This window comes from Rheinheimera sp. MM224 (genome assembly GCF_947090785.1).
Classification (GTDB): domain Bacteria; phylum Pseudomonadota; class Gammaproteobacteria; order Enterobacterales; family Alteromonadaceae; genus Pararheinheimera.
In genome coordinates this window covers 613,915-632,053 of record NZ_OX352320.1, presented here as the reverse complement: position 1 = coordinate 632,053, position 18,139 = coordinate 613,915, and the positions used below count along the sequence as shown (strand labels likewise).

Sequence of the window (18,139 nt, the reverse complement as noted above, 5' to 3'; positions counted from 1 at the left end):
GCATAGCAATCTATGCGACTGGGGCGATACTCTTACCTTAAAAGCAGGTGCAGGCAACAAAGCTGCAGCTTCAAGGACGACGGCCGTTTACCCTAAGTAGTTGGTGTTGCAGCTAGGCGACAAAGGAACGAGACCCCAGGAGCATAGTTGTCCTATGCGACTGGGGCGAGAGAGTGCGGTCAACAACGCTGCGGCGCCAAATACGACGGGGAAATTATTCGTCGCGTTTTTCGCGGCCTAGTAGATCCATCGCTGCTAAACGGGCATCTTTGCCCTGATACAACACCTGGTAAATTTGCTCTGTTATAGGCATTTCCACACCAACACGTTGCGCCAGATTAAAGACTTCCTTGGCATTACGATAACCTTCCACCACCTGACCTATGGTCGTCATGGCTTCTTCAACACCCTTACCTTCACCTAATAACAAACCAAAACGTCTGTTACGGGATTGGTTGTCGGTGCAGGTTAAAACTAAATCACCTAAACCCGCCATGCCCATAAAGGTTTCTTTTTTCGCACCTAAGGCGCAACCTAAACGGCACATTTCCGTTAAACCACGGGTAATCAAAGCGGTACGGGCATTAGCACCAAAGCCAATCCCATCAGCCATACCGGCACCTATGGCGATGACGTTTTTCACAGCACCACCGAGTTGCACGCCAATAAAATCAGGATTGGTATAGACCCTGAATGTTTTAGTGCAATGCAACAAATCGGATAAGGTAGTAATAAATTCAGGATCTGTAGAAGACAACGAAATAGCTGTTGGCAAACCTTTGGCCAGTTCTTTGGCAAAAGTTGGTCCTGACAATACAGCTAAGGAGACTTCTTCGCCGAGGATCTCTTTGGCCACATCCTGCAGCAAACGACCAGTTTCCGGCTCCAGACCTTTGGTAGCCCAGGCTACACGAGCATGAGGCTGTAAATAAGGTTTAATTTGTCTTAGCGTGTCGGCAAACGCATGACTGGGCACAGACAATAAAAGATCCCGGCATGAACCTACCGCATACGCCAGATCATCAGTCACAGCCAAAGAATCAGGCAAGCGGATGTCCGGCAAATACCGCTGATTCATCCGTTGTTCGGTCATCACGCGAATATCGTCCGCGTTCCGGCCCCACAACAGGGTTGGATTACCATTCCGCGCCAGTGAAATGGCAAGGGCGGTCCCGTACGAGCCCGCCCCTAACACAGCAATTGCAGCGTTCATCTTAAGAATGTTGTGTCACGCCTTGCTGGGCCTGAGCTTCAGCCTGACGTTTTTGCACATATTGAGCAAATAAGGCATCAAAATTTACAGGTGCCAGATTCAGTTGTGGGAAAGTACCGCGGTTCACCAGGTTAGACACAGCTTCGCGGGCATAAGGGAACAGAATGTTTGGGCAGAACGAGGCTAACATATGCGCCATTTGTGCATCTTCCAGCACTGGCACACTGAAAATACCAGCCTGTTGCACTTCACATAAAAACGCCACTTCTTCTTCAAGACGAGCAGTCACAGTCAGAGATAACACTACTTCAAAAGTATTGTCGTCTAACTTTTCGCTGCGGGTATCTAAGTCTAACTGAATAGCTGGCTGCCACTCTTTACGGAAAATTGCCGGCGCGTTAGGTGACTCATAAGAAATGTCTTTAACATAAATACGCTGGATGGCAAATTGTTCAGCGGCTTGTTGTTCGGCCATGATAAATCCTAGTTTTAATAATATTTAGTGATAGCTGGAAAGCTCACTGCAATCAGGCAGAGAGCATCGCATTCAAAGTTCCGGCATTTTCCAGTGCAAAAAGATCGTCACAACCGCCTACATGAGTATCGCCAATAAAAATTTGCGGCACTGTGGTACGGCCATTGGCACGTTCAATCATGGCTGGGCGCAACTCTGGCTGTTCATCGATTTTAATCTCGTCAAACTGCACGCCTTTTTGGCCTAATAATGCCTTAGCGCGAACACAATAAGGACAATAGGCCTTAGTGTAAATAGTGACTTGTGCCATCTGGGCTCCGACTTACGTTTTACTTTTTAACCACAGGCAGGTTTGCACCAGTCCAGGTATTCATGCCGCCCTGTAAAACAAAGACTTTTGTGAAGCCTTGTTTGGTCAATGTTGCGGCTGCGCCTTGTGCAGACATACCTGCCTGACAGACTACTATGATGGGTGCGTCTTTTTTGTTTTCAAGTCCTGCAACAGCTTGAGTGTTGATTTGTTCCGTTGTCAGTTGACGGGCACCAGTGATATGACCCTTTTTAAAGTCTGCGTCAGCACGGATATCGATGACAGTCGCATCTTCTCTGTTCACCATCAGTGTCAATTGAGTTGGGGTAATTTGTTTTACCGAAGAGGTTAAGGATTTAATCCAACTGACGATTAAGGCTAAAAATAAAGCCACCCAAGCGGCGGTCAGGTACGGATGATTACTTAAAAAATCAATATATTGCTGCATAAACACCATTCTGTTTCATTTCAGGAGCAAAACTTTGCGGCCGAGTATACCTAGTTTGATAAAAGAATGCAGCATTGAAGCCCTATCCGTACTATTTCGTCACTGTTTTCATAGGAAAAACAAGGTAAGATAGGCCATCAAAACGATGATCAAGCAACAAGATACGGAGCTAAATACATGCAGCCGAAAAAGCCGTTAGTCTTACTGATATTGGATGGATGGGGATACAGAGAAGAACGTGAGTCCAACGCCATTTTACAAGCCAATACGCCAGTAATGGACAAGTTATGGGCAGAGTATCCTCATACGCTGATCTCAGGCTCTGGTCTGGATGTCGGCTTGCCAGATGGTCAGATGGGTAATTCTGAAGTAGGTCATGTCAATTTAGGCTCAGGCCGTGTGGTGTATCAGGATTTTACCCGCATTACCAAAGCAATTAAGGATGGTGATTTCTTTACCAACCCAGTGCTGGTTGAAGCGACACAGGCTGCTGTGCGCCATGGCAAAGCTGTGCATCTGATGGGCTTGTTATCGCCAGGTGGTGTGCATAGTCACGAAGATCATATTATTGCGATGATTGATTTAGCTAAACAACAAGGCGCCACTGAAATTTATCTGCATGCCTTTTTAGACGGCCGCGATACCCCACCACGCAGTGCTGAAGCCTCATTGCAACGAGTAGAAGATCACTTTAAAGCTATAGGTGTGGGTCAGGTTGCTTCTGTGATTGGCCGTTATTTTGCGATGGACCGTGATAAACGCTGGGATCGTGTGCAGGCGGCTTATGACTTGTTAACTCAGGGCAAGGCTTTATTTACAGCCACTACTGCAGTGGATGCACTAAAAGCTGCCTACAGTCGTGATGAAAATGATGAATTTGTCAAAGCCACGGCCATTAAAAATGCTGCTGGTGATGTGATCAAAATGCAGCAAGGCGACAGTCTGATTTTTATGAACTTCCGTGCCGACCGTGCCCGCCAGTTCAGTCGTGCTTTTATTGATGCCGATTTCACAGGTTTTGCCCGTGAGTATCAGCCGCAACTGGCAAGCTTTGTGATGTTGACGGAATACGCTGCTGATATTAAAGCACCTTGTGCTTACCCACCAGAAAGCCTGAACAACGTTTTGGGTGAATGGCTGGCCAAACATCAGAAAACTCAGTTACGTATTTCAGAAACTGAAAAATATGCCCACGTCACCTTCTTTTTCAGTGGTGGCCGTGAAGACGTATTTGATGGTGAACAACGTATTCTGGTGCCATCCCCTAATGTAGCCACTTACGATTTGCAGCCTGAAATGAATTCCACCGAACTGACCAACAAACTGGTGGGCGCCATTCATAGCGGCGAGTTTGATGTAATCATCTGCAATTATCCAAATGGTGATATGGTCGGTCATACAGGTATTTTATCTGCGGCTATTAAGGCAGTTGAAGCAGTCGATCACTGTATTGGCCGTGTGGTAGAAGCATTACAGCAAGTGGGTGGTGAATGTTTAATTACCGCCGACCATGGTAACGCTGAGCAAATGATGGATCCGGAATCTGGTCAGGCTCACACCGCCCACACCAGCGATCCTGTGCCACTGATTTATGTTGGCCGAAATGCCGCAGTGACGCCAGGTGGTATTTTAAGTGATATAGCTCCAACTATGCTGCACTTAATGGATATGCCTATCCCTGCTGAAATGACAGGTAAAATTCTGATGAAGACAAATTAATGCCAGTACGATTCGTCAACTATAGAGTAAGGATGCAGCAGAGCTTAGCTCTGCTGCTCTGTTTAGGCACGACAACAGTCGCAGCTCAGGATCAAAAAGAGGTGCAGCAGGAGCTGTCGCAACTCAAAGGTCAAATTCAGAAAACCGAAAAAGAACTGAAGCAACAACAAAAAGCTTTTACCAAAGCTCAGGATTTATTGAAATCAGCTGATCAATCCCTGGCCAAGCTGGCACGGCAAATTCGACAAAGTAATGAAGAACTTGCCAAAGTACAGCAACAACAACAGCAGTTGGAATTAGAGCAGCAGCAACTACAGCAAAGTTTTGAGCTGCAAAAGTCCTTGCTGGCGCAGCAGCTCAAAGGCGCTTTTATTACTGGCGAGCATGATTACACCAAGATGCTGCTGAACCAGCAAGACAGCAATAAGCTGGAGCGGGTACTGACTTATTATCAGTATTTGAATCAAGCCCGTATGCAGCAGATCAAAAAAATTGAACAGACTGCCGAAGCATTAAAACAAGTTGAGCAGGAGTTGCAGGATAAAGCACAACAACAGCAAGAATTACAGGCACAGCTGAAAGAACAACAGCAGGAGCTGACAGAAGCAAAAACCAGTCAGTTGGCTTCAGTGAAAAAAATGAAGAGCTTTTTGACGGATCAGGAACAGCAACTGGACTACCTGAAACAAAACGAACAAAGCCTGCAGAACACCTTAGGTAAATTAAAAGCTGCAGCTATTGCTGCAAAAAAACGTATCAATCTGCCGAAAACCAAAGGCAAATTACCCTGGCCTGTGCAAGGCGATATTTTACAGGGCTATGGTGAAAAACGTCTGGCCGGTGTCAGCTCTCGTGGCATATTAATAGCTGCAGCTGAAGGCTCAAAAGTAAAAGCAGTGGCTGATGGTCAGGTTATTTATGCCGACTGGTTAAAAGGTTATGGCTGGGTGATCGTATTGGACCATGGCAATGGTGTGATGAGCCTCTACGGCCACAACCAAACCTTATTAAAAAAACCAGGTGAAGCAGTTAATGCCAGTGAAGCAGTGGCTTTAGTCGGAGCCAGTGGTGGTCAGGCTCAGGCCGGATTGTATTTTGAGATCCGGCAAAAAGGCACAGCAATTAACCCTATTACCTGGTTACAGAAACGCGCAGGATCTTAGTAAATGAAGTATCTATTAAGCTTAGCTTTTGCGCTTTGCAGTTTGCCCTCTGTTGCCGCCAAAGTGGCTATTGTGATTGATGATATTGGTTACCATCAGATTGACTACAAGCTGCTGGAATTACCTTATGATCTGACCTTTGCCGTGATCCCTCATACAACACACAGCAACGCAGTGGCTAAAGCTGCTTATCAGAAGCATCGTGATGTGATTTTGCATATGCCAATGGAGTCTGCACGTCGTGCCGATTTAAGTAAAAATGCGTTAAAAATCACCATGAGCCGCTCTCAAATTGAGCATAAATTACAAGCCGCTTTTGCTGATGTGCCTTACGCTATAGGCGTCAACAATCATATGGGCAGTTACTTCACAGAACAGGCCGACGTGATGGACTGGACTTTGGGGTATATTGCCAAACGTCAGTTATTTTTCCTCGACAGTAAAACCACAGCCCGCAGTCAGGCTGGTGTTTATGCAAAAAAACACCAGATGCCATTGCTGACCCGTCAGGTGTTTTTGGATAACGACCGCTCTTACCCGGCCTTGGATAAGCAATTTAAGCTGATGATCAAGCTAGCCAAACAACATCAGTATGCGATAGCTATTGGCCATCCTTATCCGGAAACTTACGCCTATCTGAAAAAGCATTTAGCCGATTTAGCAACACAAGGCATTGAAGTAGTGAAGTTATCTGCATTGCTGCCTGCTGATTATCAGGTGATGACAGCAGCACAAACTGCGGACCTACCTTTATCTTTACCTGAACGGGATCCGGTGCAGCTTGCACATGTTAACGACATGGAGAACACACCAATGAATACACCAGTAAAAGCAGAGATTGCAGAACCGGTATTTATGCCTGCCATCGAAGAGCCCGCCGCTATTATTGCCATGTATAGCCAGCAATGGGATATACCAGAGCTGCTGAATCCTTTGACTTTAGCCGTGATTACACCAGCTCCGGTATTCATGCAAAAACCCTGGAACTTGCCAGAGCCGGCTAAAAAACCAGTGAAGTCTTTGCCCTTTTATCAGTTAGGAAGTAGTTTTTAACTAACAATGCTGCAGATAAAAAGCAAAAAGCCCTGAAATGTCAGGGCTTTTTAACAAGGAAGAAGCGTTAAGCAGCCATTGCAGCCTGCAGTTTCTTCATCGCGTTTTTCTCTAACTGACGTACACGCTCAGCAGACACCTGATAACGGTCAGCCAATTCCTGCAACGTCAATTTCTGATCATCTAACCAACGGGCACGGATAATGTCCTGGCTACGGTCGTCCAGCGTGCGTACAGCAGCCTGCAAACGATCCACTGAAGCATTATCCCACTGGTCTTCTTCAATACGATTGGCTAAATCTGAGCCTTTATCCTGCAGATAAAATACCGGCGCAGTGTAATTGCTTTCGTCTTCATCATCCGAAGCATCAAAAGGCATATCGTGATTGCTCATACGGGATTCCATTTCCAGCACTTCGTGCACAGGAACACCTAACGAATCAGCTACGTTTTGCACTTCTTCTTTACTGAACCAGCCTAAATGCTTTTTGGCTTTGCGCAGATTAAAGAACAGCTTACGTTGTGCTTTGGTGGTTGCCACTTTGACAATACGCCAGTTTTTCAGCACAAACTCGTGAATTTCAGCTTTGATCCAATGCACTGCAAAAGACACTAAACGAACACCCACTGTAGGGTCAAAACGTTTTACTGCTTTCATCAGGCCTATATTACCTTCCTGAATTAAGTCGCTGATTGGCAAACCATAACCTGAGTAGCTGCGGGCAATATGCACCACAAAGCGCAGGTGAGACATAATCAGCACACGAGCCGATTCTAAATCACCGTCTTGCTGTAATTTTTCAGCTAAAGAACGTTCTTCTTCTGCTGTGAGCATTGGGATAGTACTTACCGCATGAGTGTAAGCTTCTAGGCTGCCACTTCCAGCCACTGTCAGATTCATCATTTGTGAAGCCTGAGTCATGTAATTTCCCCTAATCGCTTGATTGGGTCAAATCTTAGCACTCTTTGATGGAGAGTGCTAAAAAAATTTTCTGGTTTTAAGACCCGAATTGTATAAGCCCTAATTTTTAATAATATCAATTCATATATAAAGGCTGAGTTTTCTTATATGATAAATTTAGAACTTGCGATATGTGCTAATGAAAAAAACAAAAATCACTCAAGGCCAACTTTATGTACTGTTATGTCGCCCGTCAGCCTATTTTTGATCGTCAAAAAGCCGTAACAGGCTATGAACTGTTATTCAGGGATGGCGTAGACAACTGCTTCCCTAATATTGATGCCGATGAAGCGACCTCTAAACTCATTACGCAACATCACCTTTTACTTGGCGTCGAAAAAATCACTGGCGGCAAACAAGCCTTTATTAACTTTTCAGCTGACACTTTAATTCACCACTTCCCTACTTCTATTGATCCGAACAGTATGGTAATCGAAATTCTCGAAACTGTGCCTATCAGTGATGAACTGCTAACGGCCTGCAAAGAGCTGCATAAAATGGGCTATCGCCTGGCATTGGACGATCATGATTTTGATGCCAAGTGGGACGTGTTTTTACCTTACGTCAGTATTATTAAAGTGGATGTGCAGATGTTTAACATTCTGCAAATCAGCAAATATTTGCGCCGTATTGCTAAATACCCGGTCACTCTGTTGGCTGAAAAGGTAGAAACAGCAGATGAATACGCACAACTGAAACAGCTGGGGTTTGATTTATATCAGGGTTACTTTTTTGCCCGCCCGGAAATGCTGAAGCATAAACAACTGGGAAGTAACAAACTGAATTTGTTGGCTCTGATCAGCGAGTCCAGCAAAGTACGGTTGGACTATGATGGTTTGGCTGCCATAGTAGAACGTGATTTGGATATGTCGTACAAGCTGCTGCGTTTTATTAACAGTGTGCATTATGCCCGCAAGCAATGTATTGGCTCGCTGAAACATGCCATGGTGTATATGGGCGAAGCTGAGCTGAAAAAGTTTATCTCGCTACTGGCACTGGCTAATCTGGCAGAAGGTCAATCTGATGAGCTGCTAGTGATGTCGCTGATCCGCGCACGATTCTGTGATCGCCTGGCCAATATTCGCGGTGATACAGAAAACCCACCAGCGGCGTTTTTAACAGGTTTATTTTCTTTGGTGGATGCTTTATTGGAGCAACCGCTGGAAGAGCTATTGGCACAATTGCCTTTATTACCTGAAATAAAAGCAGCGCTGCTGGAAAATAAAGGGGTACTGGCCGATTATCTGACGGTTGAACGGACTTTTGAACATGGCTTGTGGCAACAACAAACTGAACTGTCATCCCGTATGGTACCGGAGACTGTAGATTTAAATCTGGTGTACTTTGAAGCGGTGGAATGGGGGCAACGATTGCTGACGGTGCAGCAGCATTAACCCCCGTTACTCAACTCAGTTAAAGGCCTGTCGCCTCAATCTGGCTGATATTGCGACGCACGGCCAAAAATGAGCCAATAAAGCCCAGGGCGACAGCAACCAGTAATAAGTAACCTAATTCAGCAAGACTAAGCGGCTGTAAAGTAAAGCTGCTTTCGTACAACTGAGTCACACTGGCGATCGCCTGCTTTAACCACCACAGCAGTACTTCTTCGATTAAAAACGTCAGGATGCCACCAAAAAAACCAAGCCAAATGCCCGTATATAAAAAAGGCCGCTGGATATAACTGTTGGTAGCTCCCACCAGCTTCATGACTTCAATTTCGTCTTTTTTATTCAGGATCATCAATCGAATGGTATTACCCACCACCAGAAGCACAGCGACCATCAACAGCAAAGCCACAGCAATAGCCACCTGACGCACTAAGCTAACAATTGCATCCAGACGCTCTAACCAGCCGATATCCAGCTTCGCTAATTCAACATAACGCTCTTGCTGTAGCGCCGTCAGCAAAGCCGAAGCTGCTACGCTGGAGGTATTTTTTGGACTGACCAGCATCACATGAGGTAACGGATTGTCTTCGATGTAACTTAACGCATCACCAAAACCAGACTCGGCGGTAAATTCAGCCAGAGCCTGACTTTTATCAATAAACTGCACATCTGCCACTTCAGGGTTGGCTTGCAGCAAAGCTATGAGTTCTGCAATTTGAGTTTCATTGGTGTCCGCTTTTAAAAACAAGCTGATTTGCGCAGCCTGATCCACACTGGTACTGACCTGCTGTAGGTTTTTCACCATTAAATGCAAAGTGACAGGCAAAGTTAAACTAACGCCAAGCACAGCCACTGTTAATAATGACGAAGCCGGAGTCAGCCATATTTCACCTAAACTGGTCAGAGCCTGGCGAATATGATGCACCCAAAACATCACAAATCTGTTCCACAAGCTTTGCTTCACCGCGGTAGCCCCTGTCGCACGGCCCTGAAATAAAATACTCATTCGTCGGCTCCATAGGACGTTAAGCCATCGTTGATCATGCGACCATTTTTTAAGGTCAGGGTGCGGTAACGCATCCGGGCTAATAAACTTAAATCGTGACTGGCAATCAGCACAGACACGCCGACCTGATTAAAGGCTTCGAATACGTTCATAATGTCTTTAGATAAATCAGGATCCAGATTCCCTGTGGGTTCATCTGCTAACAATAAAGGTGGGCGATTAACCACGGCTCGGGCTATACCAACCCGTTGTTGTTCGCCACCAGATAAAGTGTGAGGCAGGCAACGCACCTTATCCAGCAGCCCAACTTTATCCAAAGCTGCATGCACTCGCTTGGTCATGTCTTTGCCGCTGAAACCTTCAATCACTAAAGGCAAGGCCACATTGTCGAACACACTATGGTTCATCAACAGCTTATGGTTCTGGAAAATCATACCAATATCACGGCGTACATAAGGTACCTGACCTTTGTTCACCCGGCTTAAATCCACACCATTGATAAACACTTTCCCTGTGCTTGGACGCTCAATCAGGCTGATCAGTTTTAATAAGGTACTTTTACCCGCGCCTGAATGCCCTGTTAAAAAGGCCATTTCGCCTTTTTCCAGATGAAAACTAACCCTGTCGAGCGCTACAAAACCACCGCTATAACTTTTTGTCACTTGCTCAAAACGCAACATAATCAGAGATCCCTGGCAAACAATGCCTTAATAAAATCTTTACTATCAAATACCCGCAAGTCATCTATCCCCTCACCCACACCAATGTAGCGGATAGGTAATTTAAACTGATCAGCGATTGCGAATATCACACCACCTTTGGCCGTGCCATCGAGCTTGGTTAAGCTGATACCGGTAATATCCACTGCTTCTTTAAATAAGCGTGCCTGACTTAAGGCATTTTGTCCTGTACCAGCGTCCAGTGTCAGCATCACTTCATGTGGCGCATTGGCATCGATTTTTTTCATCACCCGGACAATCTTTTTCAGCTCTTCCATTAAATGCGCTTTGTTTTGCAGACGACCGGCGGTATCGGCTATCAATACATCGACACCACGGGCTTTGGCTGCCTGATAAGCATCAAAAATTACCGAAGCGCTGTCAGCACCGCTGTGCTGGGCTATCACAGGAATCGCATTACGTTCCCCCCAAACCTGCAACTGCTCCACAGCTGCAGCTCTGAAGGTATCACCAGCGGCTAACATCACTGATTTGCCTTGTTGCTTAAACTGCTGCGCCATTTTGCCAATAGTGGTGGTTTTACCTACGCCATTAACACCCACCATCAGAATGACAAACGGACCATCAGCGCCTTTCAGTTGCAGAGGTTGCTCAACTTCATCCAACAACAATGCCATTTCCTGTTGCAGCTTATCGAATAAGGCATCGGCATCTTTTAACTGTTTACGATCCGCATGTTGCACCAGTTGTTTAATCAGTTTCTGACTGGTATCTACACCGACATCGGCCATCAACAGTTGGGTTTCTAATTCTTCATATAAATCATCATCAATTTTTTTACCTAAAAACAGGCTGGCTAAACCATTGCCTAAATTCTGGCTGGTTTTAGTTAAACCTTGTTTTAAACGGGCAAAAAAACCAGGACGTTCGGCAGGCTGAGGTTGCAGAGCTGGGACAGGAGCCGTGACAATCTCTGCTGGAGTTGAAACCGGCAGAGTCGCTTCAACCTCTGGCGCAGGATCAGGCATAGGCACATCTGACACTTCTTTTACAGGAACGACTTCTGTCTGTTGTTCCACAGGTTGTACTTGCTGCTCTGTTGTAGTTTCAACAGCTGCAGCCTCAGCTTTTTTACCAAAACCAAGCCAGGAGAAGAGTTTATTTTGCTTTGTCATAAAGGTCGCTGCCTGAAGATCCGAAAACTAAGGTAAAATTGACCCATATAGTACCATCTTTAAGATGCAGGACAAAAATACTCAATGAAAACAGCAAAGGGCCGCAGTACAGTTCCGGCACATCAGGGGCCAGGTTTTGTCAGGCTGATTAGTGGCAAATGGAAAGGCCGGCGCTTGCCTGTGTTAGATGCCGCAGGACTAAGACCAACTTCAGACAGAGTCAAAGAAACGCTATTCAACTGGCTGATGCAGGATGTGGCAGGCAGCACTGTACTGGACTGTTTTGCAGGTAGTGGTAGTTTGGGCTTAGAAGCCTTATCGCGTTATGCTAATTTTGTCTTGTTGCTGGAAAAAGAAGCCAAAGCAGCGAACTTACTCAAACAACATTTGAAAAGTCTGGGCAGCACAGAGGCCGAAGTTCTGCAGACAGATACGTTGTTGTGGTTACAAAAACCAGCGCAGCGTCAGTTTGATTTAGTATTTATTGACCCCCCTTCAGACAAGACATGGCGCTCCCTTGCTGCAAAGCTTTGGCAGAACAAGGCTGGCTGAAACCCGGTGCGTTGATTTATCTGGAAACAGAAAAAGAACTGGCGCTGGATCAACTGCCTGCAGATTGGCTGTTATTAAAAGAGAAAGTGGCAGGGCAATTAGCTTACCGGCTCTGGCAACAACCTTAAACCCGAAAATAAAAAAGGCGCCATCAGGCGCCTTTTCCATATAAAAATTCGATTAGCTTGCGCTACGGGCTTTGATCGCTTCCAGGATTGGAGAAGCAGCAAAACCATTGCTGGTTGCCCACTCTACATCACCTGATTTAGCAACCTGGCTACCAGGTAACTGCTTGATGATGAACTCAGCTGTGTCAGCTGCATTGTGTTTAATAGCATGACGAACTAAAGGTAAACCATCGCAGGTGATACCATCATAAACATTTTTTAAACGCATACGGTTATCAGACAAAGCCTTACGCAGGTCGTTTTTGTTGTTATCGGCCACGTATGCACAGATAGACTGAACCATCTGGTCATTTGCAGAGGCAGTTGGTGCAACAAATTGAACAGCAGCGATGGCGATTACAGCAATAAATTTAAATTTCATAACAAGCTCCGGTGTTGGCTAACACTGATCTAAAGATCAGGCTGATTGGTCTGTAAAAAAACAGGCTGAAACTTCAATAACAACATGTTTGCTGTTATTTATCAGCGAACACGAAAGGAGGAGCTTTGATACCAGCGAACTGGCGTAGATGCGTCCTACGTAATCATCAGATTACGGCAGCCCAGCCATCGTAGGTTTCCCCTTAGATCTGCAGCTTTGCGTGTACTCCCTTTCGGGAGACTTGCCTTTCGAGCGCGCGCATTTTAAGCAGTGACTGCTTTTTATGCAAGAGGAATTTTAACGCTTTTTAACAAAGTTAAAGTATTGACTCTAAAAGAACTATTCATTCAGACTGCAAGACTTTTAGCCGTCTGAATTTTGAGTTTCAGGAACAAGCTCCATACCCAGATTGCTTAATCCTTGTTCACGTACCCAGGCTTTCAGCATTTGCACTTGCTCACGTTGGAAACCATCATTTAATGGTGTCACCAGCTCAATCAATTCGGACAGACAATCCATTTCATATTCCATCAGTTCATGATCACGTACCCACTTTTTCAATTCAGCTTCAGTGGTGATGTCGATATCTTCAGCCTGATATTCTATTAAGCGGGCAACTGAAGCCTGAGAAATTTTGGCAACGTTGACAAACTCAGTCGCATCCTGTGACAAAATGCCATTTAGCATAGAATCCAAAGCTGTGGCCGTATCAATAGCAGGATAAACACCAAACATATCAAACTGGCTTTGATCTGGTGTCGCAAGCTCTAACTCATTGCATAAACGCTCAAAGTTAATTTTGACCTTCTTAACAAAAAGCCATTCCCACACCAGATTCAGAATATCGCGACATAACTTGGTGTCGCCAAAGCCTGTCACTTCACTAAACAGCTGATAATTAGGCAACATACGTTCCAGCAAAGTCGCTGCTATAGCCGCTTGCTGATAAAAACCTAGTTCACGCATATTCTGGAAGTTGTTTGCTTTTTGTTTCATGTTCAATCCGTTCTGGTCTGGTCGCTCTGGCTGCGCATCATACACAAGCCCAGGCTGACAGAAAACACTGTTATTTTTGTCCAGTGTACTACCAGCACAGCACTAATGCGAATATGATCAGAATCTTAGTCAATCCTTCTCCACTCTGAACACAGGTGACTTTATGCTGATGACCATGACTACCCCTGCTTTGTTGTTTCCAGCAATTTCTTTGCTGTTATTGGCCTATACCAACAGGTTTTTAGTACTGGCCCAGCTTATTCGTCAGTTGAATACCCGTGAAGGCGGGCAAGTCAGAGATATGGCCAAACGTCAGATTGAAAACTTACGACAACGGATGTTTTTAATTCGCTCTATGCAGCGTTGGGGCGTTATTAGCTTTGTACTTTGTACCTTGTCGATGTTTTTTCTGTTTATGCAGTGGGGTCTGGCCGGCCAGATCGCTTTTGGCGCCAGTCTGGCCAGTTTAATGCTGAGTTTATTGGTGTCCTTATACGAAATTCAGATTTCCTGTAACGCGATAAAAATAGAACTGGAAAGTATGGAGCAAGAGCAGGCTTAACTTGCTCTTAGTTTTGCCAGCTGTTGTTCCAAAGCGCTGCAACTGGCTTTGTTGTCCTGTTGCTGGATGGATAAAATAATTTCGCCCACCGGTAGACCAAACTTATACAAAGTGGACTGGTTCATCAGCTGTTTTGGTGTAACCAGATACAACCAGTCTTCTACTTTGACTTCTATCACGCCATCCCCATCCGGGATTTGCAGCACATATTCCCAGTATAAGGTGTTACCCGCCTGTTGACCTGTTGCCTGGCCTGTCACATCTGCCGCTGAACCTGTGACCTTACCTTCTTTGTCCACAGCCAATTGCCAAATCCGCTGCTCTACCCGGCCATCGCTAAAATGAAATAACTCGAATAAAGTGCCTTTATTACCTTGCCACTGGCCACAGAGCTGGGCTTCAAAGCGCACACTCTGTTTACCTTGCCAGTTTTTTACTACGCCGTAAGCGTTGAGTGAGCCACTGAAATAATCAGGTAAATGAAAAGTCGGGGTTTGTTGTTGATAGTCCTGAACCTGATGGCTGCAGCCCCACAGTAACAGTGGCGCAAACAAAGCAATAAAACGCATAACAGAAGCTCCTCTAATGATAGATAAGAGTTATACGCGACGATTCAAACTCTGGCTCAGTCCTGCGCCAAAGCAAAACAGCAATAAAAAGTAGCACCTTCACCTTCCACAGATTCAAAGCCAATTACGCCGTTCATGCCGTGCACCAGTTCTTTAGAAATCGCAAGCCCAAGACCTGTGCCACCAATTTGTCTGGTATCTGATGCATCAGCCTGAGAAAAACGCTGAAAAATACGGTCGCGGAATTTTTCAGGTATACCAGGCCCCTGGTCTATGACTGCTATACGCACCATTTGGTCGCTCAGGCTCAACTCAACCAATACAGTGGCAGCAGCAGGTGAAAACTTAATGGCATTACTTAAAAAGTTTGATAGCACTTGAATAAACCGCTTGGCGTCTACCCTGATACTGGCGTCAGTGCTCATCGTCTGAACACTTAAATAGATATGCCGCTCTTGCGCCATCATTTTATTGGCATCCAAGGCTTGTTGGATTAAAGGCAGCACCCGCTCCGCTTTCAGATCAAACTGCATCTTACCTGCTGCTATTTTTTCTATATCCAGCAAATCATTGATCAGCAAAGTTAAGCGCTGACAATTTTTATAGGCGATGCCAATCAGACTCGTAGTTTTATCAGGCATATCGCCCATGGCTCCGCCGTGTAATAAGCCTAAAGCGCCGGTAATAGAGGTTAAAGGCGTACGCAGTTCGTGACTAACAGTAGAGACAAACTCATTTTTTAATCGCTCTATCCGTTTACGATCGCTGATATCCCTCACAGTACAGATATAAATCAGCCGTCCTTGCCGACGCATCACTGACAATGCCATTTCCATAGCAAAGATACTGCCATCGGCTCGTAATCCGTCCAGCTCGCGGTTACACCCCAGCAGAGGTTTAATTCCAGGAGTTGGCAAATAAGCTTGTTGTGAATCCTGTAATTGCCTGGTGAGTGGTGGCAACAGGTTAGTCGCATAATGCCCCAAAAAGTCTTCAGCTTTGCAGCGAAACAAGCTTTGGGCAGCTGGGTTCATACTGGCAATACGGCCATTTTCATCAATAGTAATAATGCCATCGACCACATTATTTAAAATGGTTTGAGTGTGCTGTGCATACTCCTTACTGATTTGTTCCGCATCTTTGCGCTGCGCCACAGATAAGGTTTGTGCCATCACAGCAGCAATAGCACTGACAAAAGCTTCTTCGTCTGAGTGCCATTGCCTTTTGGGTCCTATATGCTCAAGACAAAGCACTCCAACGACCTTACCGGCGATAATAATGCCGGCATCAAGCATTGAGCTGATCCCTAAAGGCTTCAGATAGACCTCAGCAAACTCACTGGTTGCTGGATCATGAATAGCGTCATTGGCACATATCCAGCCGCGTGAAGCCACAGCAGCAAAATAATGCGGATAATCGGCTCGCCTTAGCAGCAGTTGCCCCAGTTGCGGATCCCCCTCGCTTTGGTGTAGTGCCAAGCAAAACATTTCATCGCCATGCTCGGACAACATCCAGACACTGACTCTGCTGCAGACTATGGCTAAAGATGTTGCACGCACCAGGTTTTTGGCAAAAGCCAGACCATCCCCTGCTGCAACCGCATCGTCTACCACCAGTTGAGCTAAAGTGCTGCGCTGGCGGGCTGTGCGGCTCTGACTATCTTTTTCTTCCGACTCGGACTTTTTCCTGCTGCTGATATCGAGGAAGATCACCACAAAGCCTGTGAGCTGGCCTTGTTCACCAAAAACTGCATCACATTCCAGACTAAGCCAGCAGGTTTGACCCGAAGCACTGGACCAAAATAACTCTTCGGAGTAGCCGGAACCTGCAGTGATCGCTTGATGGATCCGTTGCAATGCTGCCGCTTCTGTTTTTTGTTGAGCTAATACCTGCGTGATAGTTTTGCCATTTAAATAACTGCCTTTACAACCGGACAGGCGCTCAAAAGCAGGGTTGACCCATTCAATATGACCTTGAGAGTCCGTCACCACAACACCGTTACTAGTTCGGCTGACCACCAGTGATAAACGATCTAAAGAGGCTGTACCTTGTTCTACTTTTTGCTCTAGCTGTACAAAAGCATCGCTGAGCTTGCTCGCCATTACGTCAAAGGAATGGATCAACCCATTGAGTTCAAATACCGGGGTTTGATAAAGATTAAAGTCCGTTCTGTCTCCACTGGCTAACAGATCGGCACGTCGGTGCAAGGCTTCGATAGGCTGTACCAGCTTGCGGCTTAAAACAAAAATCAACAAAGCGCCCACTATCACCGCCAGCAGAATTAGCCATAATGCCTGCAAGGAGTTTTCATCAACAAAACTCATTAATTGTTGCTGCGGTATCACTACTACTATGCGCAGGGTTAACCCAAGCGGGTCATTAAACTCTGTAACGTTCAGCAGATAGTGCTGACTCGCGTGTTCAAACTGCAACTGTCCTTTTGATTCACCTTGCTGATCCAGCATAAGTGCGGCGCTTTGTAGCAATGAATTTTCACTTTCACTGGCCAGCAGTTGATGAACCATCGCACCCTGATCGGATAATAAAGCCGCCTTTGTCGAGGAGGCGATCAAGTAGCCTTTAGGGTCCGTTATAAAAATCAGGCCCTGCTGCTCCACTGATTGAGCCTGCAAATACAACTCCAGATGACGTAAACTGATATCTGCTGCAACAACAGCCTGTAGCTGGCCGCCTTTGCCATACACCGGAGCCGACAGTCCAACCCCAAGGCCATCATAAGACTGGTATTTATAGATGGGATACCAGGCTGGTTTGCCTTGCGTCACCGCATGCTGAAACCAGCTACGGGTTCTGACATCATAGGGTACCGCCTGCTCGAGTGCTGCACCTGGTAGTCCCGACTCCTGTAACGTATACCGCACCCGTATTAACTCTTGCTGTTGCATCGAACTGATTAAAGTGAGCAGACCATTCGCTGCGTCCCGGTTGACACCAAGATAGCGGCCATTGGCAAAACCCACTGAAGCGTAAGTTAAATAAGGCGCAGTACGGATTTGTACAGCCATAAAGCGGGCTACATCCTGCTCTGATTTCAAATCCAACATGCCAGTGTCGATGGACTGCAAGGCTGAATCCAGCACAGTTTTTGGTACTTCCAGCAAATACTGCAAATGGGAGTTAATACGAAGACTGATTTGGTCTGCCAGTTTCTGACCATAATGCAAGGCGGCTTGTTGGCCATTGAGATAAGAAATCAAACTGACCAAACCTACAGTGAAGATAAATAACAATAAAACAGGCACTGTAAAAAAGAGCCGCAGGGACATTCCTTTGTGTGAAGGGCGCTTTAACCGCATAGA

At 45.8% G+C, this 18,139-nt stretch carries 19 protein-coding genes and 1 riboswitch; of the genes, 7 read left to right on the top strand and 12 right to left on the bottom strand.

The genetic code is table 11. The annotated features are described in order from the left end of the window. Positions 1 to 214: 214 nt before the first annotated feature. From gpsA to OM978_RS03050, 4 genes are read right to left on the bottom strand one after another with little or no spacing between them, the layout of a single operon-like run. On the bottom strand, positions 215 to 1,213 hold the full coding sequence (gene gpsA / locus OM978_RS03065) for an NAD(P)H-dependent glycerol-3-phosphate dehydrogenase (RefSeq protein ID WP_264345470.1): 999 nt from the start codon (positions 1,211 to 1,213) through the stop codon (positions 215 to 217). A 1-nt stretch (position 1,214) separates the two neighbouring features. Then, positions 1,215 to 1,688, bottom strand: a complete 474-nt coding sequence (gene secB, locus OM978_RS03060; RefSeq protein WP_264345469.1) for a protein-export chaperone SecB — start codon at positions 1,686 to 1,688, stop codon at positions 1,215 to 1,217. Positions 1,689 to 1,740: 52 nt separating this feature from the next. Continuing rightward, positions 1,741 to 1,998, bottom strand: coding sequence for a glutaredoxin 3 (gene grxC, locus OM978_RS03055; protein WP_233007625.1), 258 nt, complete (start codon positions 1,996 to 1,998; stop codon positions 1,741 to 1,743). A gap of 19 nt (positions 1,999 to 2,017) precedes the next feature. Further along, complete coding sequence (locus OM978_RS03050; protein ID WP_264345468.1) at positions 2,018 to 2,446, bottom strand: rhodanese-like domain-containing protein; 429 nt, start codon at positions 2,444 to 2,446, stop codon at positions 2,018 to 2,020. A 177-nt stretch (positions 2,447 to 2,623) separates the two neighbouring features. On the opposite strand from OM978_RS03050, the gene gpmM reads away from it, so the two are divergent. Genes gpmM through OM978_RS03035 form a run of 3 tightly spaced genes read left to right on the top strand, consistent with a single transcriptional unit; the run spans position 2,624 to position 6,381 of the window. Next, on the top strand, positions 2,624 to 4,165 hold the full coding sequence (gene gpmM, locus OM978_RS03045; protein ID WP_264345467.1) for a 2,3-bisphosphoglycerate-independent phosphoglycerate mutase: 1,542 nt from the start codon (positions 2,624 to 2,626) through the stop codon (positions 4,163 to 4,165). Between the two features lie 32 nt (positions 4,166 to 4,197). Further along, positions 4,198 to 5,328: a murein hydrolase activator EnvC family protein gene (locus tag OM978_RS03040; protein ID WP_264345466.1), complete on the top strand. Its 1,131-nt coding sequence runs from the start codon at positions 4,198 to 4,200 to the stop codon at positions 5,326 to 5,328. A 3-nt stretch (positions 5,329 to 5,331) separates the two neighbouring features. Next, entirely contained in the window at positions 5,332 to 6,381 is a 1,050-nt protein-coding gene (locus OM978_RS03035; protein ID WP_264345465.1) for a divergent polysaccharide deacetylase family protein, read from the top strand. Between the two features lie 67 nt (positions 6,382 to 6,448). Here the strand turns inward: OM978_RS03035 and rpoH are convergent, their stop codons facing one another. Next, positions 6,449 to 7,303, bottom strand: a complete 855-nt coding sequence (gene rpoH / locus OM978_RS03030) for an RNA polymerase sigma factor RpoH (RefSeq protein WP_233007620.1) — start codon at positions 7,301 to 7,303, stop codon at positions 6,449 to 6,451. A gap of 212 nt (positions 7,304 to 7,515) precedes the next feature. Here rpoH and OM978_RS03025 point away from each other — a divergent pair, with 212 nt between their 5' ends. Next, positions 7,516 to 8,736 (top strand): EAL and HDOD domain-containing protein, encoded by a 1,221-nt coding sequence (locus OM978_RS03025; protein ID WP_264345464.1) that lies wholly within the window; start codon positions 7,516 to 7,518, stop codon positions 8,734 to 8,736. 19 nt (positions 8,737 to 8,755) lie between these two features. Here OM978_RS03025 and ftsX read toward each other — a convergent pair whose 3' ends face one another. From ftsX to ftsY, 3 genes are read right to left on the bottom strand one after another with little or no spacing between them, the layout of a single operon-like run. After that, complete coding sequence (ftsX, locus tag OM978_RS03020; protein WP_264345463.1) at positions 8,756 to 9,736, bottom strand: permease-like cell division protein FtsX; 981 nt, start codon at positions 9,734 to 9,736, stop codon at positions 8,756 to 8,758. After that, complete coding sequence (gene ftsE / locus OM978_RS03015; protein WP_127020082.1) at positions 9,733 to 10,416, bottom strand: cell division ATP-binding protein FtsE; 684 nt, start codon at positions 10,414 to 10,416, stop codon at positions 9,733 to 9,735. The genes ftsX and ftsE overlap by 4 nt, the downstream gene beginning before the upstream one ends. 2 nt (positions 10,417 to 10,418) lie before the next feature. After that, the gene (gene ftsY / locus OM978_RS03010; RefSeq protein WP_413691213.1) at positions 10,419 to 11,444 is read right to left on the bottom strand and encodes a signal recognition particle-docking protein FtsY; all 1,026 of its coding nucleotides are present in this window, start codon (positions 11,442 to 11,444) and stop codon (positions 10,419 to 10,421) included. A gap of 231 nt (positions 11,445 to 11,675) precedes the next feature. Between ftsY and rsmD the strand changes: the two genes are divergently transcribed. Then, positions 11,676 to 12,143: a 16S rRNA (guanine(966)-N(2))-methyltransferase RsmD gene (gene rsmD / locus OM978_RS03005; RefSeq protein WP_264345461.1), complete on the top strand. Its 468-nt coding sequence runs from the start codon at positions 11,676 to 11,678 to the stop codon at positions 12,141 to 12,143. After that, positions 12,122 to 12,271: an RsmD family RNA methyltransferase gene (locus OM978_RS03000; RefSeq protein WP_264345460.1), complete on the top strand. Its 150-nt coding sequence runs from the start codon at positions 12,122 to 12,124 to the stop codon at positions 12,269 to 12,271. The genes rsmD and OM978_RS03000 overlap by 22 nt, the downstream gene beginning before the upstream one ends. 52 nt (positions 12,272 to 12,323) lie before the next feature. Here the strand turns inward: OM978_RS03000 and OM978_RS02995 are convergent, their stop codons facing one another. Then, positions 12,324 to 12,692, bottom strand: a complete 369-nt coding sequence (locus OM978_RS02995; protein WP_264345459.1) for a DUF3718 domain-containing protein — start codon at positions 12,690 to 12,692, stop codon at positions 12,324 to 12,326. Positions 12,693 to 12,864: 172 nt separating this feature from the next. Continuing rightward, positions 12,865 to 12,948: riboswitch (cyclic di-GMP riboswitch) on the bottom strand. Between the two features lie 107 nt (positions 12,949 to 13,055). Then, the gene (locus OM978_RS02990; RefSeq protein WP_264345458.1) at positions 13,056 to 13,688 is read right to left on the bottom strand and encodes a YjaG family protein; all 633 of its coding nucleotides are present in this window, start codon (positions 13,686 to 13,688) and stop codon (positions 13,056 to 13,058) included. A 163-nt stretch (positions 13,689 to 13,851) separates the two neighbouring features. Here OM978_RS02990 and OM978_RS02985 point away from each other — a divergent pair, with 163 nt between their 5' ends. Next, the gene (locus OM978_RS02985) at positions 13,852 to 14,250 is read left to right on the top strand and encodes a DUF2721 domain-containing protein (protein ID WP_264345457.1); all 399 of its coding nucleotides are present in this window, start codon (positions 13,852 to 13,854) and stop codon (positions 14,248 to 14,250) included. On the opposite strand, the gene OM978_RS02980 is transcribed toward OM978_RS02985, so the two are convergent. Beyond that, a complete protein-coding gene (locus tag OM978_RS02980; protein ID WP_264345456.1) occupies positions 14,247 to 14,819 on the bottom strand; it encodes a DUF3833 domain-containing protein in 573 nt (190 codons plus the stop codon). The genes OM978_RS02985 and OM978_RS02980 overlap by 4 nt on opposite strands. Before the next feature lie 56 nt (positions 14,820 to 14,875). Next, positions 14,876 to 18,136, bottom strand: coding sequence for a PAS domain S-box protein (locus OM978_RS02975; RefSeq protein ID WP_264345455.1), 3,261 nt, complete (start codon positions 18,134 to 18,136; stop codon positions 14,876 to 14,878). Between the last annotated feature and the right edge of the window lie 3 nt (positions 18,137 to 18,139).